The sequence below is a fragment of the Enterobacter asburiae genome, from assembly GCA_011754535.1.
Lineage (GTDB): Bacteria > Pseudomonadota > Gammaproteobacteria > Enterobacterales > Enterobacteriaceae > Enterobacter > Enterobacter cloacae_N.
Genome location: JAAQVN010000001.1, coordinates 3181883 through 3205019, shown reverse-complemented (window position 1 = coordinate 3205019; position 23137 = coordinate 3181883). Strand labels below are relative to the sequence as shown.

Here is a 23137-nt window from a genome sequence, read left to right as displayed (position 1 = left end):
TGAGAAAACAGAGATGGAACAAGCGCATACCCGGTTAATCGCTCAACTGACTGAACGGATCGCCGCGCCTGACAACACGCCGCTTTACCTGAAATTTGCCGAAACGGTAAAAAACGCGGTGCGCAGCGGGGTGCTGGAGCACGGGAACATTTTGCCCGGCGAGCGCGATCTGAGCCAGTTAACCGGCGTGTCGCGGATCACCGTGCGCAAAGCGATGCAGGCGCTGGAAGCCGAGGGGGTTGTGACGCGTGCCCGGGGTTACGGCACGCAAATTAACAACATCTTCGAATACTCGCTCAAGGAAGCGCGCGGTTTCTCTCAGCAGGTGGTGCTGCGCGGCAAAACGCCAAACACGCTGTGGGTCAATAAACGCGTGGTGAAATGCCCGGAAGAGGTGGCGGGCCACCTGTCGCTGGAGCCGAACAGCGACGTCTTTTTGCTGAAGCGCATTCGCTATGTGGATGACGATGCGGTGTCGATTGAAGAGTCCTGGGTACCGGTCGGGCTCATTCCCGATCCGGATGCGATAGGGATTTCGCTGTACGACTACTTCCGCAGTCAGAATATCTTCCCGCAGCGCACCCGTTCTCGGGTCAGCGCCCGCATGCCGGACAGCGAGTTTCAGGCGCACATTCAGATGGACGAAAAAATACCGGTGCTGGTGATCAAGCAGGTTGCGCTTGACCAGCAGCACCGGCCGATTGAGTACAGCATCAGCTACTGTCGCAGCGATCTATACGTCTTTGTGTGCGAGGAGTAATTCCTCACGCGTGGGCGCGCAATCCCCGCCGCGGTGGCTAACCACCCAGGACGCCACGGCATTTCCCAGCAAAACGGCGTCTGCCAGTGACCATCCCGCCGCCAGCCCGGCAAGCGTGCCGCCCGCGTGGCTGTCGCCTGCACCAATGGTGTCCACCACCGTGGCGGGAAACGCCGGAACAACGCCCGAGACGGCACCGTCATACCATGTAGCACCGTCTTTATCGTGGCGCACAATCAGCGCGGCGCCGAAGCGCTGCTGCCACACCTCACCCAGGTGTTCAGCCTCCACACCCAGCCTTTCAGCAGCGAGCTCCGCTTCCTGACGATTAAGCGACACGATCGGTTTACAGGCCATAATCCGCGTCATCAGCGCGTCGGGAATATCCGCGATGCGCGGGCCGAAATCGATAAGCGCCGTCACGTCCTGCAACCCTTCCAGCCAGCCCGTCAGCAGCTCGCCGCACGGCGAGGCCAGTTGGTAGCCGGAGAGATAAACCAGACTGTTTTGCGGAACGTATAGCTCGTCAAGCCAGCGCTGCTGCCACTGGTTCTCGACGCCGCTAAAGGACATAAAGGTGCGCTCGCCGTCAGGCTCCACCAGCGCCAGACACCAGCCGTTGTCGCCGGTTTCAGCCTCCACGGCGCTGCGCAGATCCTGCTTCGCCATCGCGTTGCGGATAATATCCGCCCACACGCCGTGGCCGACGGGAAGGGCGTTTTGCGCCACAATGCCGAGCCGTTTCAGGGCGATGGCGATATTCAGCGCGCAGCCGCCAATATTTACCCCCTGCTGTTTAAGCTCGATATCACACCCGCGCCAGGGCAGGGCGTAGGCGTCGGCGATGACGTCAATTACCGCCGCGCCCAGCACCGTCACCGGGCGGGTGGCGTGCAGGGTGTCGAGACGTTGGGCAAATGAATTCATACGCCCTCCCTTTGCTCCCTGAAGTGCAGCAGCTTCTCGCTGTAGTGGCCAAAATCGAGCTGGTTAACGGCGTCGAGCTCGGCCTTCAGCGCCGGGTCAATCGCCTGAACGCCGTGGAGCGCGCCGCAGATGGCTGTCGCCATCGCGCCGATGGTGTCGGTATCTCCGCCCAAATTGGCGCATAAAATCGCGCATCGGTTCGGGTCGGTTCCCGCCAGTTCCACCATCGCAATGGCCGCCGGAACGGACTCGATGGTGCTGGTTCCTGCGCCAGTGAGCTGATAAATCTGCTCGCTGGCGGAGTCGATCCCGTTGGCTTCCCGTACGGTCTTAAGCGCCAGCTCAATGCGCGCCGCCAGCGACGCGCTGAAGGTGGTGGTTTTCACCTCCTGCGCATAGCGGGCGATCCCCGGCAGCGCATCGACGATGTTCTGCCAGCGCTCTCCGTCGATGGCGCGGGAAACCGCCCAGGCAATCACCACCGCACCGGCGATGGCAAGATCCGATTTATGCGTTGGGCTGGAGGCCAGTGCCACCTGCCCCACAAAGTGTTCCAGCCGCGTCGCCGGGAGAAGGCAGCCCAGCGGGGAGGCGCGCATCGCCGCCCCGTTAGTCACGCCGTTGTTGTCCAGCTCGCTGACCTGCTTACCGTCCCGGATCGCGTTAAGCGCGATTTTCGAGGTCGGGCCAAGCACGTTCTTATTAAACGCGTCGAAGTCGAGCGCCCAGTTCAGAATATGCTTGCCGATAACGTCCGCGTTAATCTCGCCGTCGCACTCGATGATCGCATCCGCCAGGCACAGCGCCATCGAGGTATCGTCGGTGAACTCTGCCTGCCTGAAATAGCAGGCCGCGTTATTCTCTGCCGGGCCGGGTAAAAAGCGGTCGATCCAGCCGAAGTGCGCTTTGACGCGCTTTCTCGGCCACAGCTCCGACGGCATGCCCATCGCATCCCCTAATGCCTGCCCGTAAAGGGCCCCGAGAATACGGTCTTGTTTCATTTAACTTCCCCTTGTGTCAGCGCGGTATCGCCATCAACCACCTCAATTGCGGTGATCTCTTTATCCGATTCGCGGAAAAACAGCATAAACAGCACGGCAATCACGGCAATCATGATTGCACCAAATGTCCACATTCCGGCCCAGTTGAAGGTCAGCCCATTCACCGGCTCTTTGTAGGCGAACATTTTTTCCATCATTACGCCGCCCAGGCGGTATCCCAGCAGGCTACCAAAGCCCTGGCAGCACAGCGTAATCAGGCCCTGCGCGGCGGTTCGCATATGCGCCGGCGCCTTTTTGTCCACGTAGATATACGCGGTGACGTAATAGAAGTCGTAGCTCACGCCGTGCAGCAGAATACCGAGGAACAGCAGGGCGTAGGTGAAGTACTGCTCCGCACCGCCGTAGACGAAGAACCCGTAGCGGATGGCGGCGGTAATCAGGCCCAGCAGTAAGACCTTCTTAATACCAAAGCGTTTGGTGAAAAACGGCAGGGCGAGCATAAAGAAGATTTCGGAGAACTGGCCGAGCGTCATCCAGCCGGTGGCGTTTTTCATGCCCACTTCGGTGAGATAGCCGTTGGCGAAGATGTAGTAGAAAGCCAGCGGCATGGCGAACAGGAACGAGCAGAAGAAGAACACCAGGAAGTTTTTGTCGCGCAGCAGGATCAGCGCATCCAGCCCCAGCATGACTTTGAAATCCAGCTTGCCGGTACTTTTCGGCGGTGTGTTCGGCAGGAACAGGGCAAAGACGCCGAGCAGGGCGGAGCTGGCCGCCGTCATCAGCAGCGGGATATTGGTGTCGGAAATATCACTGTAGCCCAGCATCTGAGGCAGGAACCCGCACGCCAGCCCCGAGGCGATCCAGCCGATGGTGCCCATCACGCGGATGCGCGGGAAGTCGGCCTCAACGTCATCGACGTTCGCGAAGGCGATACTGTTGGTCAGCGCGATGGTCGGCATATAGGTCAGGGAGTAAACCAGCAGCAGCGGGAAGAAGGTATTGAACTGAGTTTGCTGCGCGGCGAAGTACATCAGGATCGCGCCGGCAAACATCAGCACCGACAGCACCTTCTGCGCGGCGAAGAAGCGGTCCGTCAGCGAGCCGACCAGGATCGGGGAGAGGATCGCGGCAATCGCGGTACAGGCGTAAGACCAGCCGATTTCCCCGGCGGTAAACCCGCTTTTGCTCAGCCACAGCCACAATGGCACAAACCACGCGCCCCAGATAAACCATTCAACAAACATCATGAATGACAGTTGGACTTTCGTTTTCATTTTTTAATCCTGCATGTCAGAGAGGGTACGCCTTTAACATACCACTCAATAATACCTTTTAAATACCTTTGTGGCGATTGTTTGATCAATGTAACAGTTTTGTTGTACACGAATCGAGCCAGCAGATTGTGCTGAAAAAAAATGCAAATGGTGGAAAATCTGTTAAGTCGGTACCAGGCTTAGTCTGCCCATAAAAAATGGGACTGGATAAACACACACCGACACGACGTCGGACTTACGGGAGTATCACATGACTGATATTGCGCAGTTGCTTGGCAAAGACGCCGACAGCCTTTTACAGCATCGTTGTATGACCATTCCAGCCGACCAGCTTTACCTGCCTGGTCACGACTACGTTGATCGCGTGATGGTTGATAACAACCGTCCGCCTGCGGTTCTGAGAAACATGCAGACGCTCTATAACACCGGGCGGCTCGGCGGCACCGGGTATCTCTCTATTCTGCCGGTGGACCAGGGCGTCGAGCATTCGGCGGGGGCCTCCTTTGCGGCGAACCCGCTCTACTTCGATCCAAAGAACATTGTTGAGCTGGCGATTGAAGCGGGCTGTAACTGCGTGGCGTCCACCTACGGCGTTCTGGCTTCGGTGTCGCGTCGCTATGCCCACCGCATTCCGTTCCTCGTGAAGTTGAACCATAACGAAACCCTCAGCTACCCCACCGAATATGATCAGACCCTCTACGCCAGCGTCGAGCAGGCGTTCAACATGGGGGCGGTGGCCGTTGGGGCGACGATTTACTTCGGCTCTGAACAGTCCCGCCGCCAGATTGAAGAGATCTCCGCAGCGTTTGAGCGCGCGCACGAGCTGGGCATGGTCACCGTGCTGTGGGCCTATCTGCGTAACTCGGCGTTTAAAAAAGACGGGGTGGATTACCATGTGTCGGCCGACCTGACCGGGCAGGCGAACCACCTGGCGGCGACCATCGGCGCAGATATCGTGAAGCAGAAAATGGCCGAGAACAACGGCGGCTATAAGGCGGTGAACTTTGGCTATACCGACGATCGCGTTTACAGCAAGCTGACCAGCGATAACCCGATCGACCTGGTCCGCTACCAGCTGGCGAACTGCTACATGGGCCGTGCGGGGCTGATCAACTCCGGCGGTGCGGCGGGCGGTGATACCGACCTGTCAGACGCGGTGCGTACGGCGGTGATCAACAAACGCGCGGGCGGCATGGGGCTGATCCTTGGCCGTAAGGCCTTTAAGAAATCGATGGCCGACGGCGTGAAGCTGATCAATGCGGTTCAGGACGTCTATCTGGATAGCAAAGTCACGATTGCCTGACGCTTCCATCTCCCTCTCCCTGTGGGAGAGGGCATCATCGCGCACCGTGTAAAACATCAGCGCAAAAGCACACAGTCCGGCGGTAGCCGACACTGCAGCGCGCCGGGCAGCACCTCAATGCGGAACTGCGTCCCGCTCAGCGGCTCTCCGTCGAGGTTAAAGGTCATCCCGTGCGGAGCATTCACCTCAAACCACGCCGATTTCCCGGCGATGATATTCGGGCTCTCTTCCGGCTGCGTCAGCGTGGTAAACAGCGCGGGCAGCAGGCCGTCGCCGGTGAAAATACGCAGCTGTAGTTGACCGTCATTGATTAGCGCCTCCGGACAGAGCTGCTGCCCGCCGCCTGCCTGGCGGCCATTGCCAATCCCAATCACCAGCGCGTCACCCTGCCACTGAAAATCCTCGCCGCGAATTTCGCAGCGGTCCGGCTTAAGGGTGTCCATGCGCATCAGGCCGTGGATCAGGTATGATACGCCGCCCAGCGCCGCCTTCAGTTTTTCCGGCGTTTCGCTGGTGATGCGCGTGCCGAACCCGCCGGTCGCCATATTGATAAAGCAGGTTTTATCATTCACCTGGGCGATATCCACGGCGGTGGCTTTGCCGAGGATCGCCAGCTGGAGCGCCTTTTCTAAATCTTCCGGGATCCCGGCGCTGGTGGCAAAATCATTGGCAGTACCAAGGGGTAAAATGCCCATCACCGGGCGGTCTGCCGGGGGCAGGCCAATAAGCGCAGAGGCGATCTCATTGATGGTGCCGTCGCCGCCGCCGGAAATAATGGTGCTGACGCCTAACGCTAAGCCTTCGTCGATGTAGCGTGCCGCGTCGCCTTTTTCCCACGTCACTCTGACGTGGATACGCGCGCCTTCGTCACGCAGGCCAATAATCGCCTGACGCAACAGATCGTTGCCCGCACTTTTGCCATTGAGAATCAATAAACTGTCTGGATAGGTTGCCATCCGCGCTGCTCCCTTTTTTAGCGTTAGTAAGAGTGTATAGCAGAGAGGGAAAAAGCGGGTAAGAACAGGATGAAAGGAACAAAACAGGCACGAAAGCGCGTTACACTTCAGCGATGAGATTATTGTAATCACAGGAAAGTGATGATGAATAAAATTTTGGTAAGCGCTTGCCTGATGGGCTTCAGGGTCCGTTATAACGGAAGTGAAAAAGCGCGAATGAATGAGCAACTCGCTCGCTGGCACCAGGAACAACGTCTGGTTATCCACTGCCCTGAACTTGCGGCCGGGCTGCCTGTGCCTCGTCCTCCGGCAGAGATTATGTCCGCTGATGGCAAAGACGTGATGCACGGACAAGCCAGAATTCTTGAAGATACAGGGCAGGATGTGACTGAACATTATCAGCTTGCAGCCTGGCTCGCGCTACGCGCTGCTCAGGCGTCGGGGTGTAGCGCCGCATTGTTAACCGATGGCAGCCCAACGTGCGGCAGTGAGTTTATTTATGACGGTTCTTTTCGCGGTATACAGAAAGCCGGGAGGGGGGTTGCTGCATCGTTGCTTGCAGAGCATGGGATCGCCGTGTTCTCAGAGAGGCAAATCGACGAACTTATTGCCTGGGTTGAGGAAAGAGAAGGCAAAAAATAAGCCCGCGTAAGGGAGATTTATCCCCCTTACAGTAGTAGCTTTCAGCGGTGCAATGCGGGTTTGAGCGGCACACAAACCCACTGAAAGCCACTATAAATCACTACAGTGTGGACACAGTGTGGACACTATCTGTGTTCACACCACCTCGTAACGGGTTCAGCGAAATCGCATCCTGTAGATACTCAGGTGCAAAGTGCGCATAGACCATGGTTTGCTCAATGCGCGAATGACCGAGAATCCTTTGCAATGTGATAATACTCCCGCCATTAATCATAAAGTGCGTAGCGAAACTATGCCGCAATGCGTGTGTTGCCTGACCCGCAGGTAAATCCGGTTTTAACTCCTTCATTAGCCGCCTGAAAGCCGGGTAATTAGCATCCGGAAAAAGAAAACCTCGCCTGTTTCCTGCAACTAACTCGGCAACTTCTTCCGATATGGGGACGGTGCGTGGCTTGTTTGTTTTGGTTTTGACAAACGTGCAGCGGTTGTGAATAACATTTTCCGCTTTGAGCCGCGCCGCTTCGCTCCATCTTGCCCCTGTGCTGAGGCATAGAATCGCAATTTTCTTGTTGTCACCATCCAGTTTCGATAGCAGAAGGGCAATCTCATCCTGAGTAAGATACCCCGTTTCCGGTTTATCTTCTTTTAGCCTTTTCATTCCCCGGAACGGGTGTTCACCGAAAAACAACTCTGCATCTATGAGGGCGGTAAACATTCCGCTAAGACAAGTTAAGTCACGGTTAATACTGGATGGCTTAACGCCTTGTGACCTACGTGCTGCGGTGTACTGACTTATCACAGATTTAGTAATCTGGAACGCACAAGGGTCATCGGTTATCTTTGTGAAAATCTCAATTTTCCCAAGATTAGATTTACCGTGATCCTCATGTTTACCCTTCAGCTCCCACCAGATTTTAGTTAACTCGGATAGATGCCGCTTATCTGTCGGTTTCGCTAACCAATCTTTGTTGTGGTGGTTGTATTGGGTATGTTTTTCAAAAGCGATGGCCTCGCTTTTCTTGTCGAACTTCCTGCGGATGCGCTTTCCGTTGCGCCCGGCAGGTCTGATGTCCACTTCATATCGACCATCATCGAGCTTCTTAATTGTCATAAGAAAACCCTCCGAATGGCTTTTTAACTCTTTGATTTCGTGGTTTGTAATGGCTCGATGCGTATTTCTCTGCCAATAACAAACATTTTTCATAAAAGTAACTTTGGTAAATCGTTAGCCAATCTTTTGGTCTGAGTGCTGCGAGTCTGTTAACTCTTGCCCAAAGTGTGCGAGCGCCGGTGCAATCTGCCCGGATTCAGGTGCTATTTGTTCTGTCATAAACCAAAGGGCGTACTTACAGAAACGGGGGTGTTGCAGAATTTTCATGGTGATATCTGTTGGCGGAACGGTTCTTCCGCTTTCGTAATAGGTTAAAGAGCTGTAAGGAACTCCTGTAATTTCAGCGAATTGCTTACGGTTTAGCCTCTCTGACTCGCGCATGAGAGCCAGCTTCACATTGATTGCTGTTGACATGTTATCGAGATCCTCTAATAATCACGATATTCTCTATTATGTTTCATGTTTCTCTAACTTTAACTGCAGTACATTAGAGAACATTGAAACCCATTGGGTAGATCTAGATGAAAGGTTATCAGATGACTAAACAAATTGTCAGTACTAGTGACGCAGTCCCCTACCATGAGTTCGCAAAACTTATTGGTAAAACACCTGCAGCAGTGAGGGGGATGATTGAGAAAGGTAAATTGCCAATCATCGAAATGACTGATCCAAAGTCTACTTCAGGTAGAGCTGGAGAGTATTGGGTGTACTTACCCGCGTGGAATAACGGGATGAAAATGGCCTATGAGAGCCGACCAAAAGAAATACGTGAGGGTTGGTTGATGTGGTTAGGATTAGGCGAACCGGCATAAGGGGGAATTCCATGAAAGAACCACGCTGCATCGCTCAGTTGCTCCGTAACGAAAGCCCGAACCCGATTAACTTCACCATCACCCACGGTCGGGGACGTCGAGGCATCATCATCCGCACCCGTAAGCCTGGCATTCTGGTTGTGGTTGTGGTTGTTAAGCGCATCATGAAAATCAGAGGGGTGTCAAAATGGCTGTAATGACTCTTGGTTTAGTTCAAAAACAACCTGCAGCTCTGCGCGTAATAATCGGTAAGCATCTGGCAGAACCTCGCTGGCATGACTCATGCGATTTTTACAATCAGATGATGGAACGCGACCGCCTGACGGTCTGTTTTCACGCTCAGCTTAAACAGCGTCACGCGACTATGCGTTTTGAAGAAATGAACGATGTGGATCGCGAGCGTCTGGCCTGTGCGATTGACGAGCTGCGCGATGCGTTTTCTAAACGTCGTCAGGTCGGAGCCAGTGAAACGGCTTATATCAGTTTCCTGACAGTAAGCCAGCGCCGCACTTTATTCCTTCATGCCGGATTAACTGAGAAAGAGTTTAATCAGCCTTACTGGCGTATCAATGAAGATGCATGTTATTGGCGGGAGCAATTATTCCGTGCATTGCGTGAACTATTCAGCCTGTTTGAATATGCCCCAACTATTTTAACCTCTGTTAAGCCTGAGCAATATTTGCATTAATTAACTCGCAAAACTTTTTACGCGCTTGAATGCGTGGGGCATCTTTTTGTCTGGAGTTAGGTAAATGAATAAACAAATATCAGTACCTCGAAGCAACATCAAAGCTCTGCTAGCTCAGGCCACAGTCGAGGCGCAGTTAGTCACCGCGACCCGTTTCGCGTCGGCGCTTGATTCTCTGATAGCTCACATCTGCAAGTCTGATATGAACCGGACTGAAATTATCGAACTGTTGGGGCAGGAATCCGAAAATATTCACAACTCTATTTTAAATCAGAGATAAATTAATAAGAGATTGTATGAGCATTAATATTGTCATTGATAATAAATTCGTAATCACTAGCGACCAATTTCAGTTTATTTTGCAGGAAAAGAAAATCGCTAAATCTGGCAAAAATGCCGGTAAAGAATGGCTCGATACTGTTGGCTTTTATCCAACTATCAGCAAGCTCGTTTCCGGTCTGGTGCTGCACAACATTCTAACCGGTGAGGCTCGTCAATTTTCAGACTTAGAAAAGCAGGTCGAGCAGTTAGGTCAAAAATGTCTGGAAGCATTCACCGACAATGGCCGCTGAGAACCGGGGGCGCGTTGCCCCCTCACCACCACCCCCACTACCAAAAAGCACCGGTGAGAATTTCGTCGGTGCTTATCCGTGGAACAAATCCCGCGAGGCCATAGGCCGCGACAGACCCCTTACACGTGCCGAACTCCGTCAGGTGCAAGGTGTTTTAAACCGGATTGACCGCCTGCCGTTTTTCCTGCAAACGCTTTTTACCTCGCGTTATAACTTCATCCGCCACACAAAGAGCCCTTTGGGTGGGCTGTATTTCCTCAAAAACACGTTTGAGCGCAAGCTGCTGCCGCGTCTTGAGCGGGTTAACGAGCTGAGCGGAATAAATGAATCCGTCTCGCCCGGCTTTCTGTCAGAGCGTGATGTATATGCCCGTTTGCCGGATATGAGCGACAAAGAGCTCAAAAAATTTGCTTCCCGTATTGCCTCGCAGCTCTGGAGCAAATACGAGGAGCTCAGCGACGAATGGGCTGAGGCTTTTGGCGGTAAAGAATCCCTTTTTACCGATGAGGCTCAGGCGCACATATACGGTCAGGTGGCCGGTGTCGCACGCGCTTTTAACATCACACCGATGTACTGGAAAAAATACCGTAAGGGTCAGATGACGATCCGCATGGCATTTTCCGCTATTTCACGACTGATAAAAGACGAGTGGTGGGTTAACCAGCTCAAGGCGCAGCGTATGCGCTGGCGCGAGGCACTGCTTATTGCCGCCGGTGAGGTCAACAAAGACCGTTCACCCTACGCCAGCAAAATAGCGATCCGCGATGTTCACGCGCGCCGACTGGCTAATCTCGAATACCTGAAATCCTGCGAGCTGGAAAACAAAGTCACCGGTGAACGTATCGACCTCATTAGCAAGGTCATGGGGAGTATTTCAAACCCTGAAATTCGTCGCATGGAGCTGATGAATACCATCGCCGGGATTGAGCGCTACGCGGCCAGCGCCGGTGACGTGGGGATGTTCATTACCCTGACCACACCCTCGAAATATCATCCGACCCGACAGGTCGGCAAAGGCGAAAGCAAAACGGTGCAGCTCAATCATGGATGGAACGAAACCGCATTCACGCCAAAAGACGGCCAGCGCTATCTCTGCCGAATCTGGAGCCTCATGCGCACTGCGTTCAAAGATAACGATTTAGAGGTGTACGGGATGCGTGTTGTCGAACCGCACCACGACGGAACGCCTCACTGGCACATGATGCTGTTTTGCAAACCCGGTCAGCGTAAAGCCATTAACGAAATAATGCGTCGTTATGCCCTCAAAGAGGACGGACACGAAAAGGGAGCGGCAAAACAGCGCTTTGAGTCTCGTCATCTTAATCAGGGCGGCGCGGCGGGTTATATCGCTAAATACATTGCCAAAAATATCGACGGCTACGCGCTTGACGGCCAGCTCGACCACGACACCGGCAAGCCCCTGAAAGATACTGCCGCAGCCGTCACCGCTTGGGCGTCTACATGGCGCATCCCTCAGTTTAAACCGATTGGCCTCCCGACAATGGGCGCTTACCGCGAACTGCGCAAGTTGCCGCGCGGGGTGAGTATTGCCAGCGAATTTGACGACCGCGTTGAGGCTGCGCGAGCTGCTGCTGATGAGGGCGAGTTTGACCTGTATATCATCGCGCAGGGCGGAGCAAACATTAAGCGTGATGCTCAGGCGGTCAGGGTCGCCCGTAAGGTGACGGATGAGGTCAACGAATACGAGGAAGATATCGAGAGGGTTGTCGGGATTTATGCCCCTCACCTCGGGGCTCACCGTGTCCATGTAACCCGTACAGCCGAATGGCGCATCGTTCCAAAGGTTTTGGCCGTTGAGCCTTTGACCTTAAAAAGCGGCTCTGCCGCGCCTCGGAGTCCTGTCAATAACTGTGGAAAGCTCACCGGCGGTGGCGATCCAGTTATGACCCCCACACCGTCTGAGCAAGCCGCAGCGGTGTTAAATCTGATTGAGCGCGGGGTTATCGGCTGGAATGAGCCGGACGTCGTGAAAGTGCTTAACGGGGCGTTAAAAGCTGGCGCACCGCGCAAAAATCGGCAGCAAAGAAGCAATGCGCCGCTCAAAACCAGCGAGCAAGCGCCATCAGCCAGGATGACAAAACCCGAAAGGGATCGCGTTGCAAAAATTCGTTTCGATTTGGCTCAGGAGGGCATTACCCCGGAACGGTGGGAGCTCGATGCGCTGGCGCGTGGGGCTACGGTGATTTATGGCGATAAAAAATTCAAATATGCGGCTGCTGATGAGTGGCCGGGGTTTTCAATGTCTGAGGAGTAGTGAAGATGAGTAAAATTCACGAGTTAAAAATTGCGCCTGTCCATTTTAACGCTGTGCGGGAGGAGTCAAAGCGCGCTGAGTTTCGGCTTAATGACCGGGACTATCAATGCGGCGATATCCTCCGGTTGATGGAATGGGAGCCCGAGCGCGGGTATACCGGCGAAAGTGTATCGGTGAGGGTCACGGATGTTACGGATTTAAAGGAGTGGACTGAAAATTATGTGATGCTGAGTATTGAGGTTTTGAAAGCGCCGGTATCAAAATTGTTTGAGGTGATTGGCTGGAAAGAGTTAAGCAAGCGAGGTCTTGTATTCAGAATTAACCATGAAATTTTGCATCCTTTGGGGCTGGCCGTTTCATTTGACTCTCTAAACGATACCTCACCCGGTGCGTTAGTTGCACCCGATGGCGTATGGGAATTTTCGGAAGATTCAATTTTACTGGCTAAGAATAAAGGGTGGATAAAATGACGAAACTACATCGAGAGGCACCCAGGCACAAAACCGACAGTATCAAATTGATGGCAATCGTCCATCGCTTACAACAGATTATGATTAATGAAAATTTGACCCCTGCCGAACTGGTCGGGTGCGCCGAAATTGTCCGGGATAGCTACGATAAATGTCTCGATATTAGCAATCCGAAAAATGAGATATTCGCACCGGCAAAGGGTCCGAAAATTCCGCCACCACGGCGACCGTAAGAACGCCGCCGGTGCTGAAACTTGCTTTCAGTGCCGGTGGTGTTGAACAACGAGCCCGGCGAGGCGTTAGCATTTCGCCTGAATATCTGCTAAAAATACTGTATGTGCATACAGTATTTTTTTTATGGAGGGGATATGGCGGGTTATGACTTAGGTTTTCAGGTGGTCTATCGCGGGGAGGCTTTAGAGTATTATCGCCCCGGAGGGTGGGTTTTCTTCCAGCGGCCTAAAGAGTGCGGCGGTGGGTACTGGCTGGGACGCACTTATGATGACGTTTTTATGATTGAGTACGAGCGACCTGTGTCGCTAAATGATGGTATGGATTTTCTCGCCTCCATGAAAAAAGTCGAGGCAAAAAGCGATGAATTTGACCCGAATTATTCGCTTTTTGATTAACTGGTTGTTGAAGCTATGAAATGTTAACGTATAAAAAATACTACCGGGGATAGTTGATGTTTTGGAAATATGCGGCAGTTATGTCTTTGTGCGTGCTTATGTTTCTTCTGGGATTTTTTTGTGGTGGATTCCAATTGGCTTGGGCAGACAAAGGTCACTCTGAGATTGTTGCATTGTGGAGCATGCTGGGAGGGTGGGTTTCTGGATTGGCTACACTTGCGGCTGTAGCTGTTTCTATGTGGATGGCATTCCATGCAACGCAGGCAGACGTGGAAAAAATCGAAATAACAACTTCTGGTATAGATAAATCACCTTTTGGTGAGACTTATACCATGAACATACGAATAAAAAATCTGAAAAATGTAAAAGCTAAAATCACTGATTTATCTTTATTTATTCCTGAAAAGTCATTAAGTGTTTCGTTAAATTTTATGTTCGGGCAGCGGTTGAATGAAGATAGCGCCGTATTAAAAGAAAAAGGCGACCACTTGGATTTACCTTTAGTAATTGAGAGTAATATGAAATGGGCTTCAATATTCATCTCTCTCAGGGATGACCCAGAGTTAAAATTTGAAAAGCTCAGATTGAAGATTTTCACAGCTCTTAAAACGTATGATATTGATTTGCCAGAAGCTTTAACTACTTGTGTGAAAGGTCGTTTTGACGCATGGGGGCAACAAAATCCCCATTTGTTAGGCGATAAATCAGGTGATGAGTTATTTTAAACTAGTTATGCATGCATCAGACGCATGAATTTGCATTCGTTTTTTTATTCTGTGTTTGCTAGCCAGCGCCAGCGCTGGCGCGGTTCGGAGCTCCTGATGCACCTGCATTAAAAGCGACCCGTTAAGCGCGCAGGCGAGGCGGGGATAGCACTGCGCGCCAGACGTGGTGACAGGATTTATTTTGCGCGTCTGTGCGCGTCGTGGTAGCGCGCTGAGCGGTGAGGTTGAATCGTGACCGGTTGCGGGGTTACGTGGCGTGTGCGGCGTATGGTGAGCTGTTAGGAAGTGCCGCCCAAAGGCGGCATTTTGTGCGGGTTTACTCGGTCTCGATGTTGTAATCCTTAAAGCGGATCACCTCCATTCCGAGCCAGTCGTTTATCTCTTTGAAACGCTCCTGCAGCGGCGTCAGCTCGTTACGCACAAATACCCGCGCCACCTTCTCGATATCGCCCATCGAGCCGATATTTTCAGGCTTGCCGCCCATGAGCTGGAACGGCACGCGGTGCGCATCGAGCAGGTCAGCGGCGCTCACCTTCTTGATGTTAAAAAAATCATCCTTCGTGGCGACTTCACTCAGCGGCACGATCTTAATGCCGTCCGGTTTCCCGTTCGGGGCGTAGAAAAACAGGTTTTTAAAATTCCCGAGCCCTTTCGAGTCGCGCATCGCGGAGCGCAGCGCCTCGACGTCGGTGCTGCTTTGCGCCGCGTCGGTCACGTACATGATGTAACCCGCGTGCGCGCCGTTCTGGTAATACTTGCGACGAAACAGCGTGGCGGATTCATTCAGCCAGGCGGAATTGAGCGCGCTAAGGTATTCCGGCATCCCGTAGAGCTCCTGATTGATATCAGGCTCAAGCAGGTGAAACACCGAACCGGGGGCGAACTGGTGCGGATTGGTAAAGCTCGACACGTACCAGTAAACGCCATCTTCGACGCCACGGCGGGTGTATTTGGCAGGGGAGGTTTCCAGTTTAAAAAGCTGGCCGGTCACGCTCATGCGCTTCTCGAGATAGCCGTTGGCGAAGACCAGATAATCGAGCACAAGGCGGCTGAAGTTCTGACGGGACAGCAACGGGTGCGGGATAAAGGTGCTGGTCAGAATGTTGCGCTTTACGTAAATCGGGGAGCTGTGGTGTACGGCGGCGCGCAGGCTTTTTGCCAGTCCCGAGAAGTTGACCGGCGGCTCGTACCATTTACCGTTGTTGATGCACTCGACATAGTCGAGGATGTCGCGGCGATCCAGCACGGGTGACGGCTCACCAAAAGTGAACGCCTCCATTTTCTGCGGCGCGCTGGCGGTCATGCTGGTCTGTTTTGGCTGTTTCTTTTGGCGTTTTTTCATCTTAGTTAATATCCAGAATTGAACTTGATTGCATACCGCTACCGGCGGAAAGCGGCTCGTTTAACAGGGCGTGCATGGTCGCCCACGCGATATCCGCGTGGCTGGCTTCCTCGCTGCGGCTGGCTTCATAGGTCGCGCTGCGGCCGCTGCTGGTCATGGTTTTGCGGATAGCCATAAATGACTGAGTGATGTCGGTCGCACCGGCGTCATATTCCAGACACCCGCGCCTGATGGTGTCTTTCGCTTTCAGCACCATTGCGGTTTTCATTTCCGGCGTGTAGCGGATGGCGCGCGCCGCCGGGAAGAATGAGCGCACGAGCTGGTAAACACCCTGGCCGATGCCGGTCGCATCGATACCGATATAGTCGACGGTGTATTTTTCGGTCAGCGCCCGGATGGCCTCGGCCTGCGCGGCAAAATCCATGCCTTTCCACTGGTGACGCTCAAGAATGCGGAACTTGCCACCGGCAACCAGCGGCGGAGCCAGCACCGCACAGCCTGCGCTGTCGCCGGTGTGTGAAGGGTCATAGCCAATCCAGACCGGACGCCAGTTAAACGGACGGTCGGCGAACGGCTCGAAGTCCTCCCATTCCTCCATCGCATCGACCATGCAACGCTGCAACTCCTCGAACGGGAATACCGATGCCTTATCGTCGACGAACTCGCACATAAACAGGTTACGGAAGTCATCCGCGCTGTTTTCCTGCTTAAGCTGGTCGAGGTTAAACAGGGTACAGCCACCGGCAAGCGCGTCCTCAATGGTGACAATCTGCCGCCACTGTCCATCACCGCACAGCACGCCACCGGCGAGCGCCTGATGACTGATATCAATGTCGACACGTTCGTCGCGGTTGCTGCGGCCACGGTTAAACAGCTCGCCTGACCAGAACGGGTAAGCGCCGTGCGCCAGCGTCGACGGGGTCGAAAAATAGGTAGTGCGCAGGTGTGACTGCGAGGCCATGCCCGAGGCGACTTTGCGCAGCTTCTGGAAATTGGGTATCCAGAAAATTTCATCAACATACAGGTCGCCGTTGTGGCTCTGTGCGGTGTTGGAATTGGTCCCGAGAAAAATCAGCTCAGCGCCATTGTTGCCGATGACGATCGGGTCGCCTGACAGGTCGACGTCAACCAGACGGGCAAAGGCGATGATGTACTTACGGAACACGTAAGCCTGCGTTTTACTGGCAGACAAAAATATCTGGTTTTGCCCGGTCTTAAGCGCGCGCAGAAGTGACTCGCGCGCAAAGTAGAACGTCGCGCCAATCTGGCGGGATTTCAGGATGTGGCGGATACGGTGCTCTAACCCCGCTTTATGCCAGCGGAGCTGATAGTCAAACGACTGATCGAAGAAAATCTCTTCCAGTTTTTCTATGGCCTCCTCGCTGAAATAGTTTCGTTTCGGCTTTTTGCGATCCCCTTTGTTACGGCTGGCGATATTGGGATTTAAATCCACCTCGTTTCCGGTCTGGCCGTAGCGGTTCACGCGCGCGAGCCGCTCCATCTGGCGCGACAGAAAATCAGCGACTTTGAAGTCATGCGCGGTCAGGTCTGGCTTTGCATAGAGCTGAATAAGCCGAGCCTCTAACGTCGATTCCACGCGGTTAATCGGCGCGGTTTCTTCCCATCCATCGCGCTGTTTCCAGCTCTGCACGGTCGGGCGCTTGAGCTGCAGCATCTCGCAGATTTGCGGCACGGCGAACCCCTGCCAGTACAACAGCCGCGCCTGTCGTCGCGGGTCATTTAACAGAGAAAGGTCAGTTGAAATGGTCATGCTTGCCTCGTTTTTGGTGTTACGTGGCAAGGCTAAGGAAATGGGGTGTTATAAGCGCTAAGTGCCTGTTGTATCAGATCTAACAGGAGCGCAAGCGGTGGCTGATACGGGTCAGAGTCGGGAAACTAACCCCGACCCGAAAACCCAACATCAGGACACCTGAAAAATGGCAAAGACAGTTTCTAAATGGTTTCGCATCGGCGTCGAGGGTGACACCTGCGATGGCCGCGTCATCAGCGGCGATGATATTCAGGATATGGCCGACACGTTCGACCCGCGCGTCTACGGCTGCCGCATTAACCTCGAACATATCCGGGGTCTGATGCCTGACAGTCTGTTTAAACGCTATGGCGATGTGACCGAGCTTAAGGCGGAGATTATCAGCGATGGCTCTGCGCTCGATGGCAAAAAAGCGCTGTACGGCAAAATCCAGCCGCTCGACGAGCTGGTCAGCATGGTTAAGGCAGGGCAGAAGGTTTACACCTCCATGGAGATCCGCCCGAACTTTGCCAACAGTGGCAAGTGTTATCTCGTTGGTCTGGCCGTCACCGATGACCCGGCAAGCCTCGGCACGGAATACCTCGAATTCTGCAGCCGCGCCGCGCAGAACCCGCTCGCCGGTAAAAAAGACCAGCCGGATGACGTTTTCTCTGTGGCCTCACTGGCTGAGCTGGAGTTTGAAGACGTCCCCGACACCATGCTCAACAGCCTTACCGATATGGTTAAGGCCATTTTCAGCCGGAAGCAGGTCAGCGATGACGCCCGTTTCGCTGATGTGCATGAGGCTGTGACCACCATCACCGAGCAGGTGCAAACCAATTTCAGCGCCACCGACCAGCGCATCACCGAGCTGGAGACCGCTTTTGCGCAGCTTAAGCAGAACGTGACCAGCAAGGCGGAAGAAAGCGCGCAGGCGTTTAACGCCCTCAAAAGCTCCCTCGATAACACCGAAAGCCAGAGCCAGCCGCGCCGCGAACTTTCAAAAGGCGGTACGGGCGACGAGCTGCTGACCAACTGCTGATAACACGCCGGGCGTGCTGCCCGGCCTGACCCCTTTTACCCGAACAGGAAAAACCATGCGTAAAGATACCCGCTTTAAATTTAATGCCTACCTGTCCCGCGTCGCGGAGCTGAACGGCGTTTCCACCGATGACGTGGCGAAGAAATTCACCGTCGAGCCATCGGTCACGCAAACCCTGATGACCACCCTGCAGATGTCATCCGCGTTTCTGACCAAAATCAACATCGTGCCGGTCGACGAGCTGAAAGGCGAAAAGGTCGGGGTCGGTGTTAACGGCACAATTGCGAGCACCACCGACACCGCCGGTGATGATGAGCGTAAGACCGCTGATTTTACCGCGCTGGAGTCAAATAAATACGAGTGCGCCCAGATTAACTTTGACTTCCATATCCGCTACAAACAGCTCGACCTGTGGGCGCGATTCCAGGACTTCCAGACCCGTATCCGTGACGCCATCATCAAACGTCAGTCCCTCGATTTCATCATGGCCGGTTTCAACGGTACTACCCGAGCGGAAACCTCGAACCGCAAAAACAATCCGCTGCTGCAGGATGTGGCCGTCGGCTGGCTGCAGAAGTACCGCAAAGAAGCGCCAGCGCGCGTGATGTCGAAAGTCACCGACGAGGACGGCACAGTCATTTCCGACGTGATCCGCGTGGGTAAAAACGGCGACTATGCGAACCTCGACGCGCTGGTCATGGATGCCACCAGTAACCTGATTGACGAGATTTATCAGGATGACCCGGAGCTCGTCGTCATCACCGGGCGTAAGCTGATGGCGGATAAGTATTTCCCTATCGTCAATCAGGAGCAGGCAAACACCGAATCGCTGGCCGCTGACATCATCATCAGCCAGAAGCGAATCGGCAACCTGCCAGCCGTGCGCGTGCCTTACTTCCCGGCTGATGGGCTGATGGTGACGCGTCTCGACAACCTGTCGATTTACTTCATGGATGACGCGCACCGTCGCGCCATCATTGAAGAACCGAAAAAAGACCGCGTAGAAAACTACGAGTCAATGAATATTGACTATGTGGTCGAGGCTTACGCCGCCGGTTGCCTGATTGAAAACATCAAGCTCGGTGACTTTACCCCACCGGCAGCACCGGAAAGCGCTTCCGCGCCTGCAGCACCGGAAAGCGGAGAGTAAGCCATGAAGAGTCCCGCAGCGCGTCACATGATGCGGGTCTCGGCCTCTGAAACAGCGCAGCGGGCTGCCGTCCCGCTGCGCAATGCAACTGCCTATGAGCAGATGCTCGTTAAGCTGGCCGCAGACAACCGCACGCTGAAACAAATCCGATCCAATGAGCGCAAGGCAGACAAAAAGCGCGAGCTGCTGCCGTTCTATCTGCCGTGGGTCGCCGGCGTCCTCGAAAACGGCAAAGGCGCGCAGGATGACATCGTCATGACGGTGATGCTCTGGCGTCTCGATGCTGACGATATCGCCGGGGCGCTGGAAATTGCCCGTTATGCCATGACCTACGGCCTGACCATGCCGACCGGTCGACGTCCGACGCCTTACCTTCTGGCCGAAGAGGTGGCACTGGCCGCGCAACGCCTGCTTGCTGCTAAACAGCCGGTCGAACTGTCGAACCTGCTCGACACCCTCGCGCTGACCGAGCGCGCGGATATGCCCGATATCGTGCGCGCGAAGCTGCACAAAATCACCGGCTACGTGCTGCGTGATGCAAAGCAACTGCCCGAGGCGCTGGCGCACCTGCAGCGTGCGATCCAGTTAGAAAGCACTATCGGCGTTCGAAAAGACATTGAGCAGTTAGAGCGTCAGCTCAGGCCAAAACCCGAACCGGCACCGAAAACCCAAAAGACTAAACCGCGCACGCGCAAACCTGCCGCTAAACCGGCGGCACGGCGCGGGCGTCCACCAAAGGCGGAAAAAGCCGCAGGTTAACCGAGCGCTCCCCGAGCCGGGCGGCACGCCGGTCAATGCGGGTATCAATTGCCCTGACTGCGACCGGCGTCCACCGCCCACCCATTACCCGAGGTTGTCATGACGACGCTGATTATTGAGCCAAAAAAAGAGCCGCAGGATGTGCCGGGCGTGGTGATACCGCCACCGGGCGTGAGCGAGCCGGTAATCAAAAACACCCCGTTTTTTCCTGACGTTGATCCGAAGCGCGTGCGCGAGGAAATGCGTTTAGAGCAGACCGTTTCCCCCGTGCGCCTGCGCCGGGCGATTAAGACCGCGATCGCGGAGACTAACGCGGAGCTGAGCGACTGGCGCGAAAGTCAGCTCGATGCCGGTTACGCCACGCTGGCGGATGTCCCGACGGACAAGCTCGACGGCGAGAGCGTGCGCGTTTTCCACTACTTCAACGCCGTGTGTTCGATGACGACGGCCACGCTTTATGAGCGTTTTCGCGGCGTGGATGCGACCGCCAAAGGGGACAAAAAAGCCGACAGCATCGACAGCACTATCGATGAAATGTGGCGGGATATGCGCTGGTCTGTCGCGCGCATCCAGGACAAAGCGCGCTGCATTGTGGGGCAAATCTGATGAAAGCATATGCGCTGCAGGGCGACACCCTCGACGCGATTTGCGCCCGGTACTACGGGCGCACTGAGGGCGTGGTCGAAACCGTCTTAGAGGCAAATCCCGGCCTGTCTGAGCTCGGCGTCATCCTCCCGCACGGCACGGCAATTGAGCTGCCTGAGACCGAGAGCGCGGCCAGAACCGAAACGGTGAATCTATGGGACTGAGTATGGAAAAAATCACCACGTTTATCGCCTACTGGCTGGCCGTGGGGCTGGCGTATGTCGGGGCAATGTCCCCCGAAAAGATGGCGCTTTACGTGGGCGGCGGATGCGCCATTTTTACCGCGCTGACGAACTACTGGTTTAAGCGCAAAACCTATATCTATCTGACGTCCCTCGGACTCGATAAAGGGGCTATTCGTGAAATCAATCGTTAAAAAGTGCAGTGTGGCCTCCGTGCTGGCGCTGGCAGCGCTGATGCCTGACTTTCGTCTGCTTAACACCTCGCCCGGGGGGCTGGCGCTGATTGCCGACCTCGAAGGCTGTCGCCTGACGCCTTACCAGTGCAGCGCGGGAGTGTGGACGTCGGGCATCGGCCACACTGCAGGCGTCGTGCCAAAGGGGGAAATCACCAAGCGGCAGGCGGCGGCGAATCTCGTCGCGGATGTGCTGAACGTCGAGAAACGTCTGGCCGTATGCGCGCCGGTAAAAATGCCGCCGCAGGTTTACGACGCGCTGGTCAGTTTCTCATTCAATGTGGGAACCGGCGCGGCCTGCCGGTCGACGCTGGTCTCGTTTATCAAACGCCAGCAGTGGCCGCAGGCGTGCGACCAGCTTACCCGCTGGGTTTACGTGAACGGCGAAATTAACAAAGGGCTGGAAAACCGCCGCGCGCGCGAGCGTGCTTACTGCCTCAGGGGGATTCAATGAAAGTGATGTTGTTTTTACTGGCCGCGCTTATTGCGGTTGTGCTCTGGCAGCGTCATGCAAACGGCAACCTGACGCGCTCGTTTGAACGGGCGAACAGGGTCGCCACTGAACAAAAAACCGCGATCGGAATGCTGAAAAATCAGCTTTCCGTTTCGCAGGGAATTGCCAGGCGAAATGAAACCGCACAGGTCAGTTTACGCGGCGAACTGCTGGCCGCCGGTGCGATGGCCGTGCGGCGTGAAGAAACCATTACGAGGCTGATTAATGAGAATGAAACCCTACGCCGCTGGTACAGCGCTGAGCTGCCTGATGTTGTGCGTCGGCTGCACACCCGCGTCGGTTGCGCCTCCGCCGGTCATTGTTTACAGCGCCTGCCCGAAGGTGAGCTATTGCCCGATGCCGGGAAGCGACCCGGCCACTAATGGCGACCTGAGCGCCGATATTCGCAGGCTTGAGCACGCGCTCGCCGCCTGCGCGCTGCAGGTTGAAACCGTCAAAGACTGTCAGGATAAACTCGATGAAGAAAGCACGCAGCCTGCGCGAAGCGCTGATTAAAGCCGTCCCGCAGCTTGAAACAAACCCCGAAATGATGCGCATCTTTGCCGATGAGGGGAATATCGATGCGCGTCTCGCGTCCTCGCTGTCGCATGAGAAAATTTATACCCTGAACGTGATCGTGTGTGACTTTGTGGGCGACCCTGACATGATTTTCGTACCGGTGGCCGCGTGGCTCAGGGAAAACCAGCCGGATATCTGCACGCTCGATGACGGCCGCAAAAAGGGCTACCGTTTCCAGATGGATTTGAACGACGGGGACAGTGTTGATATCAGTATCAGCCTGCAGCTAACCGAGCGAACCATTATCAAAGAGGAAAACGGCGCGCTGCACGTGAGCTATGCCCCTGAGCCTCCGCTGCCGGAACCCGTAACTCCACCAAAAGAGCTCTATCTTGACGGGGAGCTGGCGAGTAAATGGGATGAGTGAATTTAAGCCCTTTGAAGACCGACTCAACGGTCTGATCGCTGCCCTGTCACCGGCAGCGCGCCGGAAGCTGGCCGGGGAGATAGCAAAAGAGCTGCGCAAGTCGCAACAGCAACGCATAAAACTGCAAAAAGCCCCGGACGGCTCCCACTATCAGGCGCGAAAGCGACAACGCCTCAGGGCTAAGACCGGGCGGATTAAACGGGCGATGTTCCAGAAGCTCAGGACAAGCCGGTACATGAAAGCCACTGGCCGTGAAAACAGCGCGGTGGTGGAATTTACGCAGAAAGTGCAACGAATTGCAAATGTACATCAGTTTGGTTTGACAGATAAACCTAATCACTTTAGTCAGGAAGTGAAATATGTAGCGCGGCCACTTTTAGGTTTTGATGGGACAAGCAGAGAGTTGGTACAAAAAATAATTATGCAATCGATACATAAAAACACATGAAA

Annotated in this window: 31 protein-coding genes; 23 read left to right on the top strand and 8 right to left on the bottom strand. The window is 54.6% G+C overall.

Annotated elements, in window-relative coordinates; all coding sequences use genetic code 11:
* The first annotated feature begins 13 nt into the window (after nt 1-13).
* Nucleotides 14-760, top strand: coding sequence for a GntR family transcriptional regulator (locus tag HBM95_15125; GenBank protein ID NIH44259.1), 747 nt, complete (start codon nt 14-16; stop codon nt 758-760).
* On the opposite strand, the gene HBM95_15120 is transcribed toward HBM95_15125, so the two are convergent.
* From HBM95_15120 to HBM95_15110, 3 genes are read right to left on the bottom strand one after another with little or no spacing between them, the layout of a single operon-like run.
* Complete coding sequence (locus HBM95_15120; protein ID NIH44258.1) at nt 734-1687, bottom strand: sugar kinase; 954 nt, start codon at nt 1685-1687, stop codon at nt 734-736. The genes HBM95_15125 and HBM95_15120 overlap by 27 nt on opposite strands.
* Nucleotides 1684-2688, bottom strand: coding sequence for an ADP-ribosylglycohydrolase family protein (locus HBM95_15115; protein NIH44257.1), 1005 nt, complete (start codon nt 2686-2688; stop codon nt 1684-1686). The genes HBM95_15120 and HBM95_15115 overlap by 4 nt, the downstream gene beginning before the upstream one ends.
* A complete protein-coding gene (locus tag HBM95_15110) occupies nt 2685-3962 on the bottom strand; it encodes an MFS transporter (GenBank protein NIH44256.1) in 1278 nt (425 codons plus the stop codon). The genes HBM95_15115 and HBM95_15110 overlap by 4 nt, the downstream gene beginning before the upstream one ends.
* A 250-nt stretch (nt 3963-4212) precedes the next feature.
* Between HBM95_15110 and fbaB the strand changes: the two genes are divergently transcribed.
* Entirely contained in the window at nt 4213-5265 is a 1053-nt protein-coding gene (fbaB, locus tag HBM95_15105; protein ID NIH44255.1) for a class I fructose-bisphosphate aldolase, read from the top strand.
* Nucleotides 5266-5321: 56 nt separating this feature from the next.
* Here the strand turns inward: fbaB and yegS are convergent, their stop codons facing one another.
* Complete coding sequence (gene yegS, locus HBM95_15100; protein ID NIH44254.1) at nt 5322-6221, bottom strand: lipid kinase YegS; 900 nt, start codon at nt 6219-6221, stop codon at nt 5322-5324.
* A gap of 141 nt (nt 6222-6362) precedes the next feature.
* Between yegS and HBM95_15095 the strand changes: the two genes are divergently transcribed.
* Complete coding sequence (locus tag HBM95_15095; GenBank protein ID NIH44253.1) at nt 6363-6863, top strand: DUF523 domain-containing protein; 501 nt, start codon at nt 6363-6365, stop codon at nt 6861-6863.
* A 100-nt stretch (nt 6864-6963) separates the two neighbouring features.
* On the opposite strand, the gene HBM95_15090 is transcribed toward HBM95_15095, so the two are convergent.
* The gene (locus tag HBM95_15090; GenBank protein NIH44252.1) at nt 6964-7974 is read right to left on the bottom strand and encodes a tyrosine-type recombinase/integrase; all 1011 of its coding nucleotides are present in this window, start codon (nt 7972-7974) and stop codon (nt 6964-6966) included.
* Between the two features lie 114 nt (nt 7975-8088).
* A complete protein-coding gene (locus tag HBM95_15085) occupies nt 8089-8388 on the bottom strand; it encodes a helix-turn-helix transcriptional regulator (GenBank protein NIH44251.1) in 300 nt (99 codons plus the stop codon).
* 122 nt (nt 8389-8510) lie between these two features.
* On the opposite strand from HBM95_15085, the gene HBM95_15080 reads away from it, so the two are divergent.
* The 9 genes from HBM95_15080 to HBM95_15040 all read left to right on the top strand — a co-directional run bounded on the left by HBM95_15080 (nt 8511) and on the right by HBM95_15040 (nt 14145).
* The gene (locus HBM95_15080; GenBank protein ID NIH44250.1) at nt 8511-8786 is read left to right on the top strand and encodes a hypothetical protein; all 276 of its coding nucleotides are present in this window, start codon (nt 8511-8513) and stop codon (nt 8784-8786) included.
* A gap of 11 nt (nt 8787-8797) precedes the next feature.
* On the top strand, nt 8798-8983 hold the full coding sequence (locus tag HBM95_15075; protein NIH44249.1) for a hypothetical protein: 186 nt from the start codon (nt 8798-8800) through the stop codon (nt 8981-8983).
* Nucleotides 8974-9474 carry a replication protein B gene (locus HBM95_15070; protein ID NIH44248.1) on the top strand — a complete coding sequence of 167 codons (501 nt, stop codon included), beginning with the start codon at nt 8974-8976 and terminating at the stop codon, nt 9472-9474. Before HBM95_15075 ends, HBM95_15070 begins: the two co-directional genes overlap by 10 nt.
* Before the next feature lie 64 nt (nt 9475-9538).
* Nucleotides 9539-9754 carry a DUF2732 family protein gene (locus tag HBM95_15065; GenBank protein ID NIH44247.1) on the top strand — a complete coding sequence of 72 codons (216 nt, stop codon included), beginning with the start codon at nt 9539-9541 and terminating at the stop codon, nt 9752-9754.
* A gap of 16 nt (nt 9755-9770) precedes the next feature.
* Nucleotides 9771-10046 (top strand): DUF5405 family protein, encoded by a 276-nt coding sequence (locus HBM95_15060; protein NIH44246.1) that lies wholly within the window; start codon nt 9771-9773, stop codon nt 10044-10046.
* Nucleotides 10036-12321, top strand: a complete 2286-nt coding sequence (locus HBM95_15055; protein ID NIH44245.1) for a replication endonuclease — start codon at nt 10036-10038, stop codon at nt 12319-12321. The genes HBM95_15060 and HBM95_15055 overlap by 11 nt, the downstream gene beginning before the upstream one ends.
* A 5-nt stretch (nt 12322-12326) precedes the next feature.
* Nucleotides 12327-12791 (top strand): DUF3850 domain-containing protein, encoded by a 465-nt coding sequence (locus HBM95_15050; GenBank protein ID NIH44244.1) that lies wholly within the window; start codon nt 12327-12329, stop codon nt 12789-12791.
* Between the two features lie 368 nt (nt 12792-13159).
* Nucleotides 13160-13420, top strand: coding sequence for a hypothetical protein (locus HBM95_15045; protein ID NIH44243.1), 261 nt, complete (start codon nt 13160-13162; stop codon nt 13418-13420).
* Between the two features lie 56 nt (nt 13421-13476).
* Nucleotides 13477-14145, top strand: a complete 669-nt coding sequence (locus tag HBM95_15040; protein ID NIH44242.1) for a hypothetical protein — start codon at nt 13477-13479, stop codon at nt 14143-14145.
* A gap of 316 nt (nt 14146-14461) precedes the next feature.
* On the opposite strand, the gene HBM95_15035 is transcribed toward HBM95_15040, so the two are convergent.
* Together HBM95_15035 and HBM95_15030 are read right to left on the bottom strand one after the other, a co-directional pair.
* Complete coding sequence (locus tag HBM95_15035) at nt 14462-15487, bottom strand: phage portal protein (protein NIH44241.1); 1026 nt, start codon at nt 15485-15487, stop codon at nt 14462-14464.
* Nucleotide 15488: 1 nt separating this feature from the next.
* Nucleotides 15489-17258, bottom strand: coding sequence for a terminase ATPase subunit family protein (locus tag HBM95_15030; protein NIH44240.1), 1770 nt, complete (start codon nt 17256-17258; stop codon nt 15489-15491).
* 166 nt (nt 17259-17424) lie between these two features.
* Here HBM95_15030 and HBM95_15025 point away from each other — a divergent pair, with 166 nt between their 5' ends.
* The 11 genes from HBM95_15025 to HBM95_14975 all read left to right on the top strand — a co-directional run bounded on the left by HBM95_15025 (nt 17425) and on the right by HBM95_14975 (nt 23135).
* Nucleotides 17425-18279 carry a GPO family capsid scaffolding protein gene (locus HBM95_15025; protein NIH44239.1) on the top strand — a complete coding sequence of 285 codons (855 nt, stop codon included), beginning with the start codon at nt 17425-17427 and terminating at the stop codon, nt 18277-18279.
* Between the two features lie 55 nt (nt 18280-18334).
* The gene (locus HBM95_15020) at nt 18335-19429 is read left to right on the top strand and encodes a phage major capsid protein, P2 family (GenBank protein NIH44238.1); all 1095 of its coding nucleotides are present in this window, start codon (nt 18335-18337) and stop codon (nt 19427-19429) included.
* 3 nt (nt 19430-19432) lie between these two features.
* Nucleotides 19433-20188: a terminase endonuclease subunit gene (locus HBM95_15015; protein ID NIH44237.1), complete on the top strand. Its 756-nt coding sequence runs from the start codon at nt 19433-19435 to the stop codon at nt 20186-20188.
* A 99-nt stretch (nt 20189-20287) separates the two neighbouring features.
* Entirely contained in the window at nt 20288-20794 is a 507-nt protein-coding gene (locus HBM95_15010) for a head completion/stabilization protein (protein ID NIH44236.1), read from the top strand.
* Nucleotides 20794-20997: a phage tail protein gene (locus tag HBM95_15005; protein NIH44235.1), complete on the top strand. Its 204-nt coding sequence runs from the start codon at nt 20794-20796 to the stop codon at nt 20995-20997. Before HBM95_15010 ends, HBM95_15005 begins: the two co-directional genes overlap by 1 nt.
* Nucleotides 20988-21209, top strand: coding sequence for a primosomal protein (locus HBM95_15000; GenBank protein ID NIH44234.1), 222 nt, complete (start codon nt 20988-20990; stop codon nt 21207-21209). The genes HBM95_15005 and HBM95_15000 overlap by 10 nt, the downstream gene beginning before the upstream one ends.
* Entirely contained in the window at nt 21193-21702 is a 510-nt protein-coding gene (locus tag HBM95_14995) for a lysozyme (protein NIH44233.1), read from the top strand. The genes HBM95_15000 and HBM95_14995 overlap by 17 nt, the downstream gene beginning before the upstream one ends.
* Entirely contained in the window at nt 21699-22124 is a 426-nt protein-coding gene (locus HBM95_14990; GenBank protein ID NIH44232.1) for a LysB family phage lysis regulatory protein, read from the top strand. Before HBM95_14995 ends, HBM95_14990 begins: the two co-directional genes overlap by 4 nt.
* Nucleotides 22012-22257 (top strand): holin, encoded by a 246-nt coding sequence (locus HBM95_14985; protein NIH44231.1) that lies wholly within the window; start codon nt 22012-22014, stop codon nt 22255-22257. Before HBM95_14990 ends, HBM95_14985 begins: the two co-directional genes overlap by 113 nt.
* Nucleotides 22220-22687: a phage tail protein gene (locus tag HBM95_14980; protein ID NIH44230.1), complete on the top strand. Its 468-nt coding sequence runs from the start codon at nt 22220-22222 to the stop codon at nt 22685-22687. The genes HBM95_14985 and HBM95_14980 overlap by 38 nt, the downstream gene beginning before the upstream one ends.
* Nucleotides 22680-23135 carry a phage virion morphogenesis protein gene (locus HBM95_14975; protein NIH44229.1) on the top strand — a complete coding sequence of 152 codons (456 nt, stop codon included), beginning with the start codon at nt 22680-22682 and terminating at the stop codon, nt 23133-23135. The genes HBM95_14980 and HBM95_14975 overlap by 8 nt, the downstream gene beginning before the upstream one ends.
* Nucleotides 23136-23137 lie beyond the last annotated feature (2 nt).

What these genes read in the sequence shown, in the direction of transcription:
- HBM95_15125 (NIH44259.1), top strand. Translation starts at nt 14, where the DNA reads ATGGAACAAGCGCATACCCGGTTAATCGCTCAACTGACTGAACGGATC.
- HBM95_15120 (NIH44258.1), bottom strand. Translation starts at nt 1,687, where the DNA reads ATGAATTCATTTGCCCAACGTCTCGACACCCTGCACGCCACCCGCCCG.
- HBM95_15115 (NIH44257.1), bottom strand. Translation starts at nt 2,688, where the DNA reads ATGAAACAAGACCGTATTCTCGGGGCCCTTTACGGGCAGGCATTAGGG.
- HBM95_15110 (NIH44256.1), bottom strand. Translation starts at nt 3,962, where the DNA reads ATGAAAACGAAAGTCCAACTGTCATTCATGATGTTTGTTGAATGGTTT.
- fbaB (NIH44255.1), top strand. Translation starts at nt 4,213, where the DNA reads ATGACTGATATTGCGCAGTTGCTTGGCAAAGACGCCGACAGCCTTTTA.
- yegS (NIH44254.1), bottom strand. Translation starts at nt 6,221, where the DNA reads ATGGCAACCTATCCAGACAGTTTATTGATTCTCAATGGCAAAAGTGCG.
- HBM95_15095 (NIH44253.1), top strand. Translation starts at nt 6,363, where the DNA reads ATGATGAATAAAATTTTGGTAAGCGCTTGCCTGATGGGCTTCAGGGTC.
- HBM95_15090 (NIH44252.1), bottom strand. Translation starts at nt 7,974, where the DNA reads ATGACAATTAAGAAGCTCGATGATGGTCGATATGAAGTGGACATCAGA.
- HBM95_15085 (NIH44251.1), bottom strand. Translation starts at nt 8,388, where the DNA reads ATGTCAACAGCAATCAATGTGAAGCTGGCTCTCATGCGCGAGTCAGAG.
- HBM95_15080 (NIH44250.1), top strand. Translation starts at nt 8,511, where the DNA reads ATGACTAAACAAATTGTCAGTACTAGTGACGCAGTCCCCTACCATGAG.
- HBM95_15075 (NIH44249.1), top strand. Translation starts at nt 8,798, where the DNA reads ATGAAAGAACCACGCTGCATCGCTCAGTTGCTCCGTAACGAAAGCCCG.
- HBM95_15070 (NIH44248.1), top strand. Translation starts at nt 8,974, where the DNA reads ATGGCTGTAATGACTCTTGGTTTAGTTCAAAAACAACCTGCAGCTCTG.
- HBM95_15065 (NIH44247.1), top strand. Translation starts at nt 9,539, where the DNA reads ATGAATAAACAAATATCAGTACCTCGAAGCAACATCAAAGCTCTGCTA.
- HBM95_15060 (NIH44246.1), top strand. Translation starts at nt 9,771, where the DNA reads ATGAGCATTAATATTGTCATTGATAATAAATTCGTAATCACTAGCGAC.
- HBM95_15055 (NIH44245.1), top strand. Translation starts at nt 10,036, where the DNA reads ATGGCCGCTGAGAACCGGGGGCGCGTTGCCCCCTCACCACCACCCCCA.
- HBM95_15050 (NIH44244.1), top strand. Translation starts at nt 12,327, where the DNA reads ATGAGTAAAATTCACGAGTTAAAAATTGCGCCTGTCCATTTTAACGCT.
- HBM95_15045 (NIH44243.1), top strand. Translation starts at nt 13,160, where the DNA reads ATGGCGGGTTATGACTTAGGTTTTCAGGTGGTCTATCGCGGGGAGGCT.
- HBM95_15040 (NIH44242.1), top strand. Translation starts at nt 13,477, where the DNA reads ATGTTTTGGAAATATGCGGCAGTTATGTCTTTGTGCGTGCTTATGTTT.
- HBM95_15035 (NIH44241.1), bottom strand. Translation starts at nt 15,487, where the DNA reads ATGAAAAAACGCCAAAAGAAACAGCCAAAACAGACCAGCATGACCGCC.
- HBM95_15030 (NIH44240.1), bottom strand. Translation starts at nt 17,258, where the DNA reads ATGACCATTTCAACTGACCTTTCTCTGTTAAATGACCCGCGACGACAG.
- HBM95_15025 (NIH44239.1), top strand. Translation starts at nt 17,425, where the DNA reads ATGGCAAAGACAGTTTCTAAATGGTTTCGCATCGGCGTCGAGGGTGAC.
- HBM95_15020 (NIH44238.1), top strand. Translation starts at nt 18,335, where the DNA reads ATGCGTAAAGATACCCGCTTTAAATTTAATGCCTACCTGTCCCGCGTC.
- HBM95_15015 (NIH44237.1), top strand. Translation starts at nt 19,433, where the DNA reads ATGAAGAGTCCCGCAGCGCGTCACATGATGCGGGTCTCGGCCTCTGAA.
- HBM95_15010 (NIH44236.1), top strand. Translation starts at nt 20,288, where the DNA reads ATGACGACGCTGATTATTGAGCCAAAAAAAGAGCCGCAGGATGTGCCG.
- HBM95_15005 (NIH44235.1), top strand. Translation starts at nt 20,794, where the DNA reads ATGAAAGCATATGCGCTGCAGGGCGACACCCTCGACGCGATTTGCGCC.
- HBM95_15000 (NIH44234.1), top strand. Translation starts at nt 20,988, where the DNA reads ATGGGACTGAGTATGGAAAAAATCACCACGTTTATCGCCTACTGGCTG.
- HBM95_14990 (NIH44232.1), top strand. Translation starts at nt 21,699, where the DNA reads ATGAAAGTGATGTTGTTTTTACTGGCCGCGCTTATTGCGGTTGTGCTC.
- HBM95_14985 (NIH44231.1), top strand. Translation starts at nt 22,012, where the DNA reads ATGTTGTGCGTCGGCTGCACACCCGCGTCGGTTGCGCCTCCGCCGGTC.
- HBM95_14980 (NIH44230.1), top strand. Translation starts at nt 22,220, where the DNA reads ATGAAGAAAGCACGCAGCCTGCGCGAAGCGCTGATTAAAGCCGTCCCG.
- HBM95_14975 (NIH44229.1), top strand. Translation starts at nt 22,680, where the DNA reads ATGAGTGAATTTAAGCCCTTTGAAGACCGACTCAACGGTCTGATCGCT.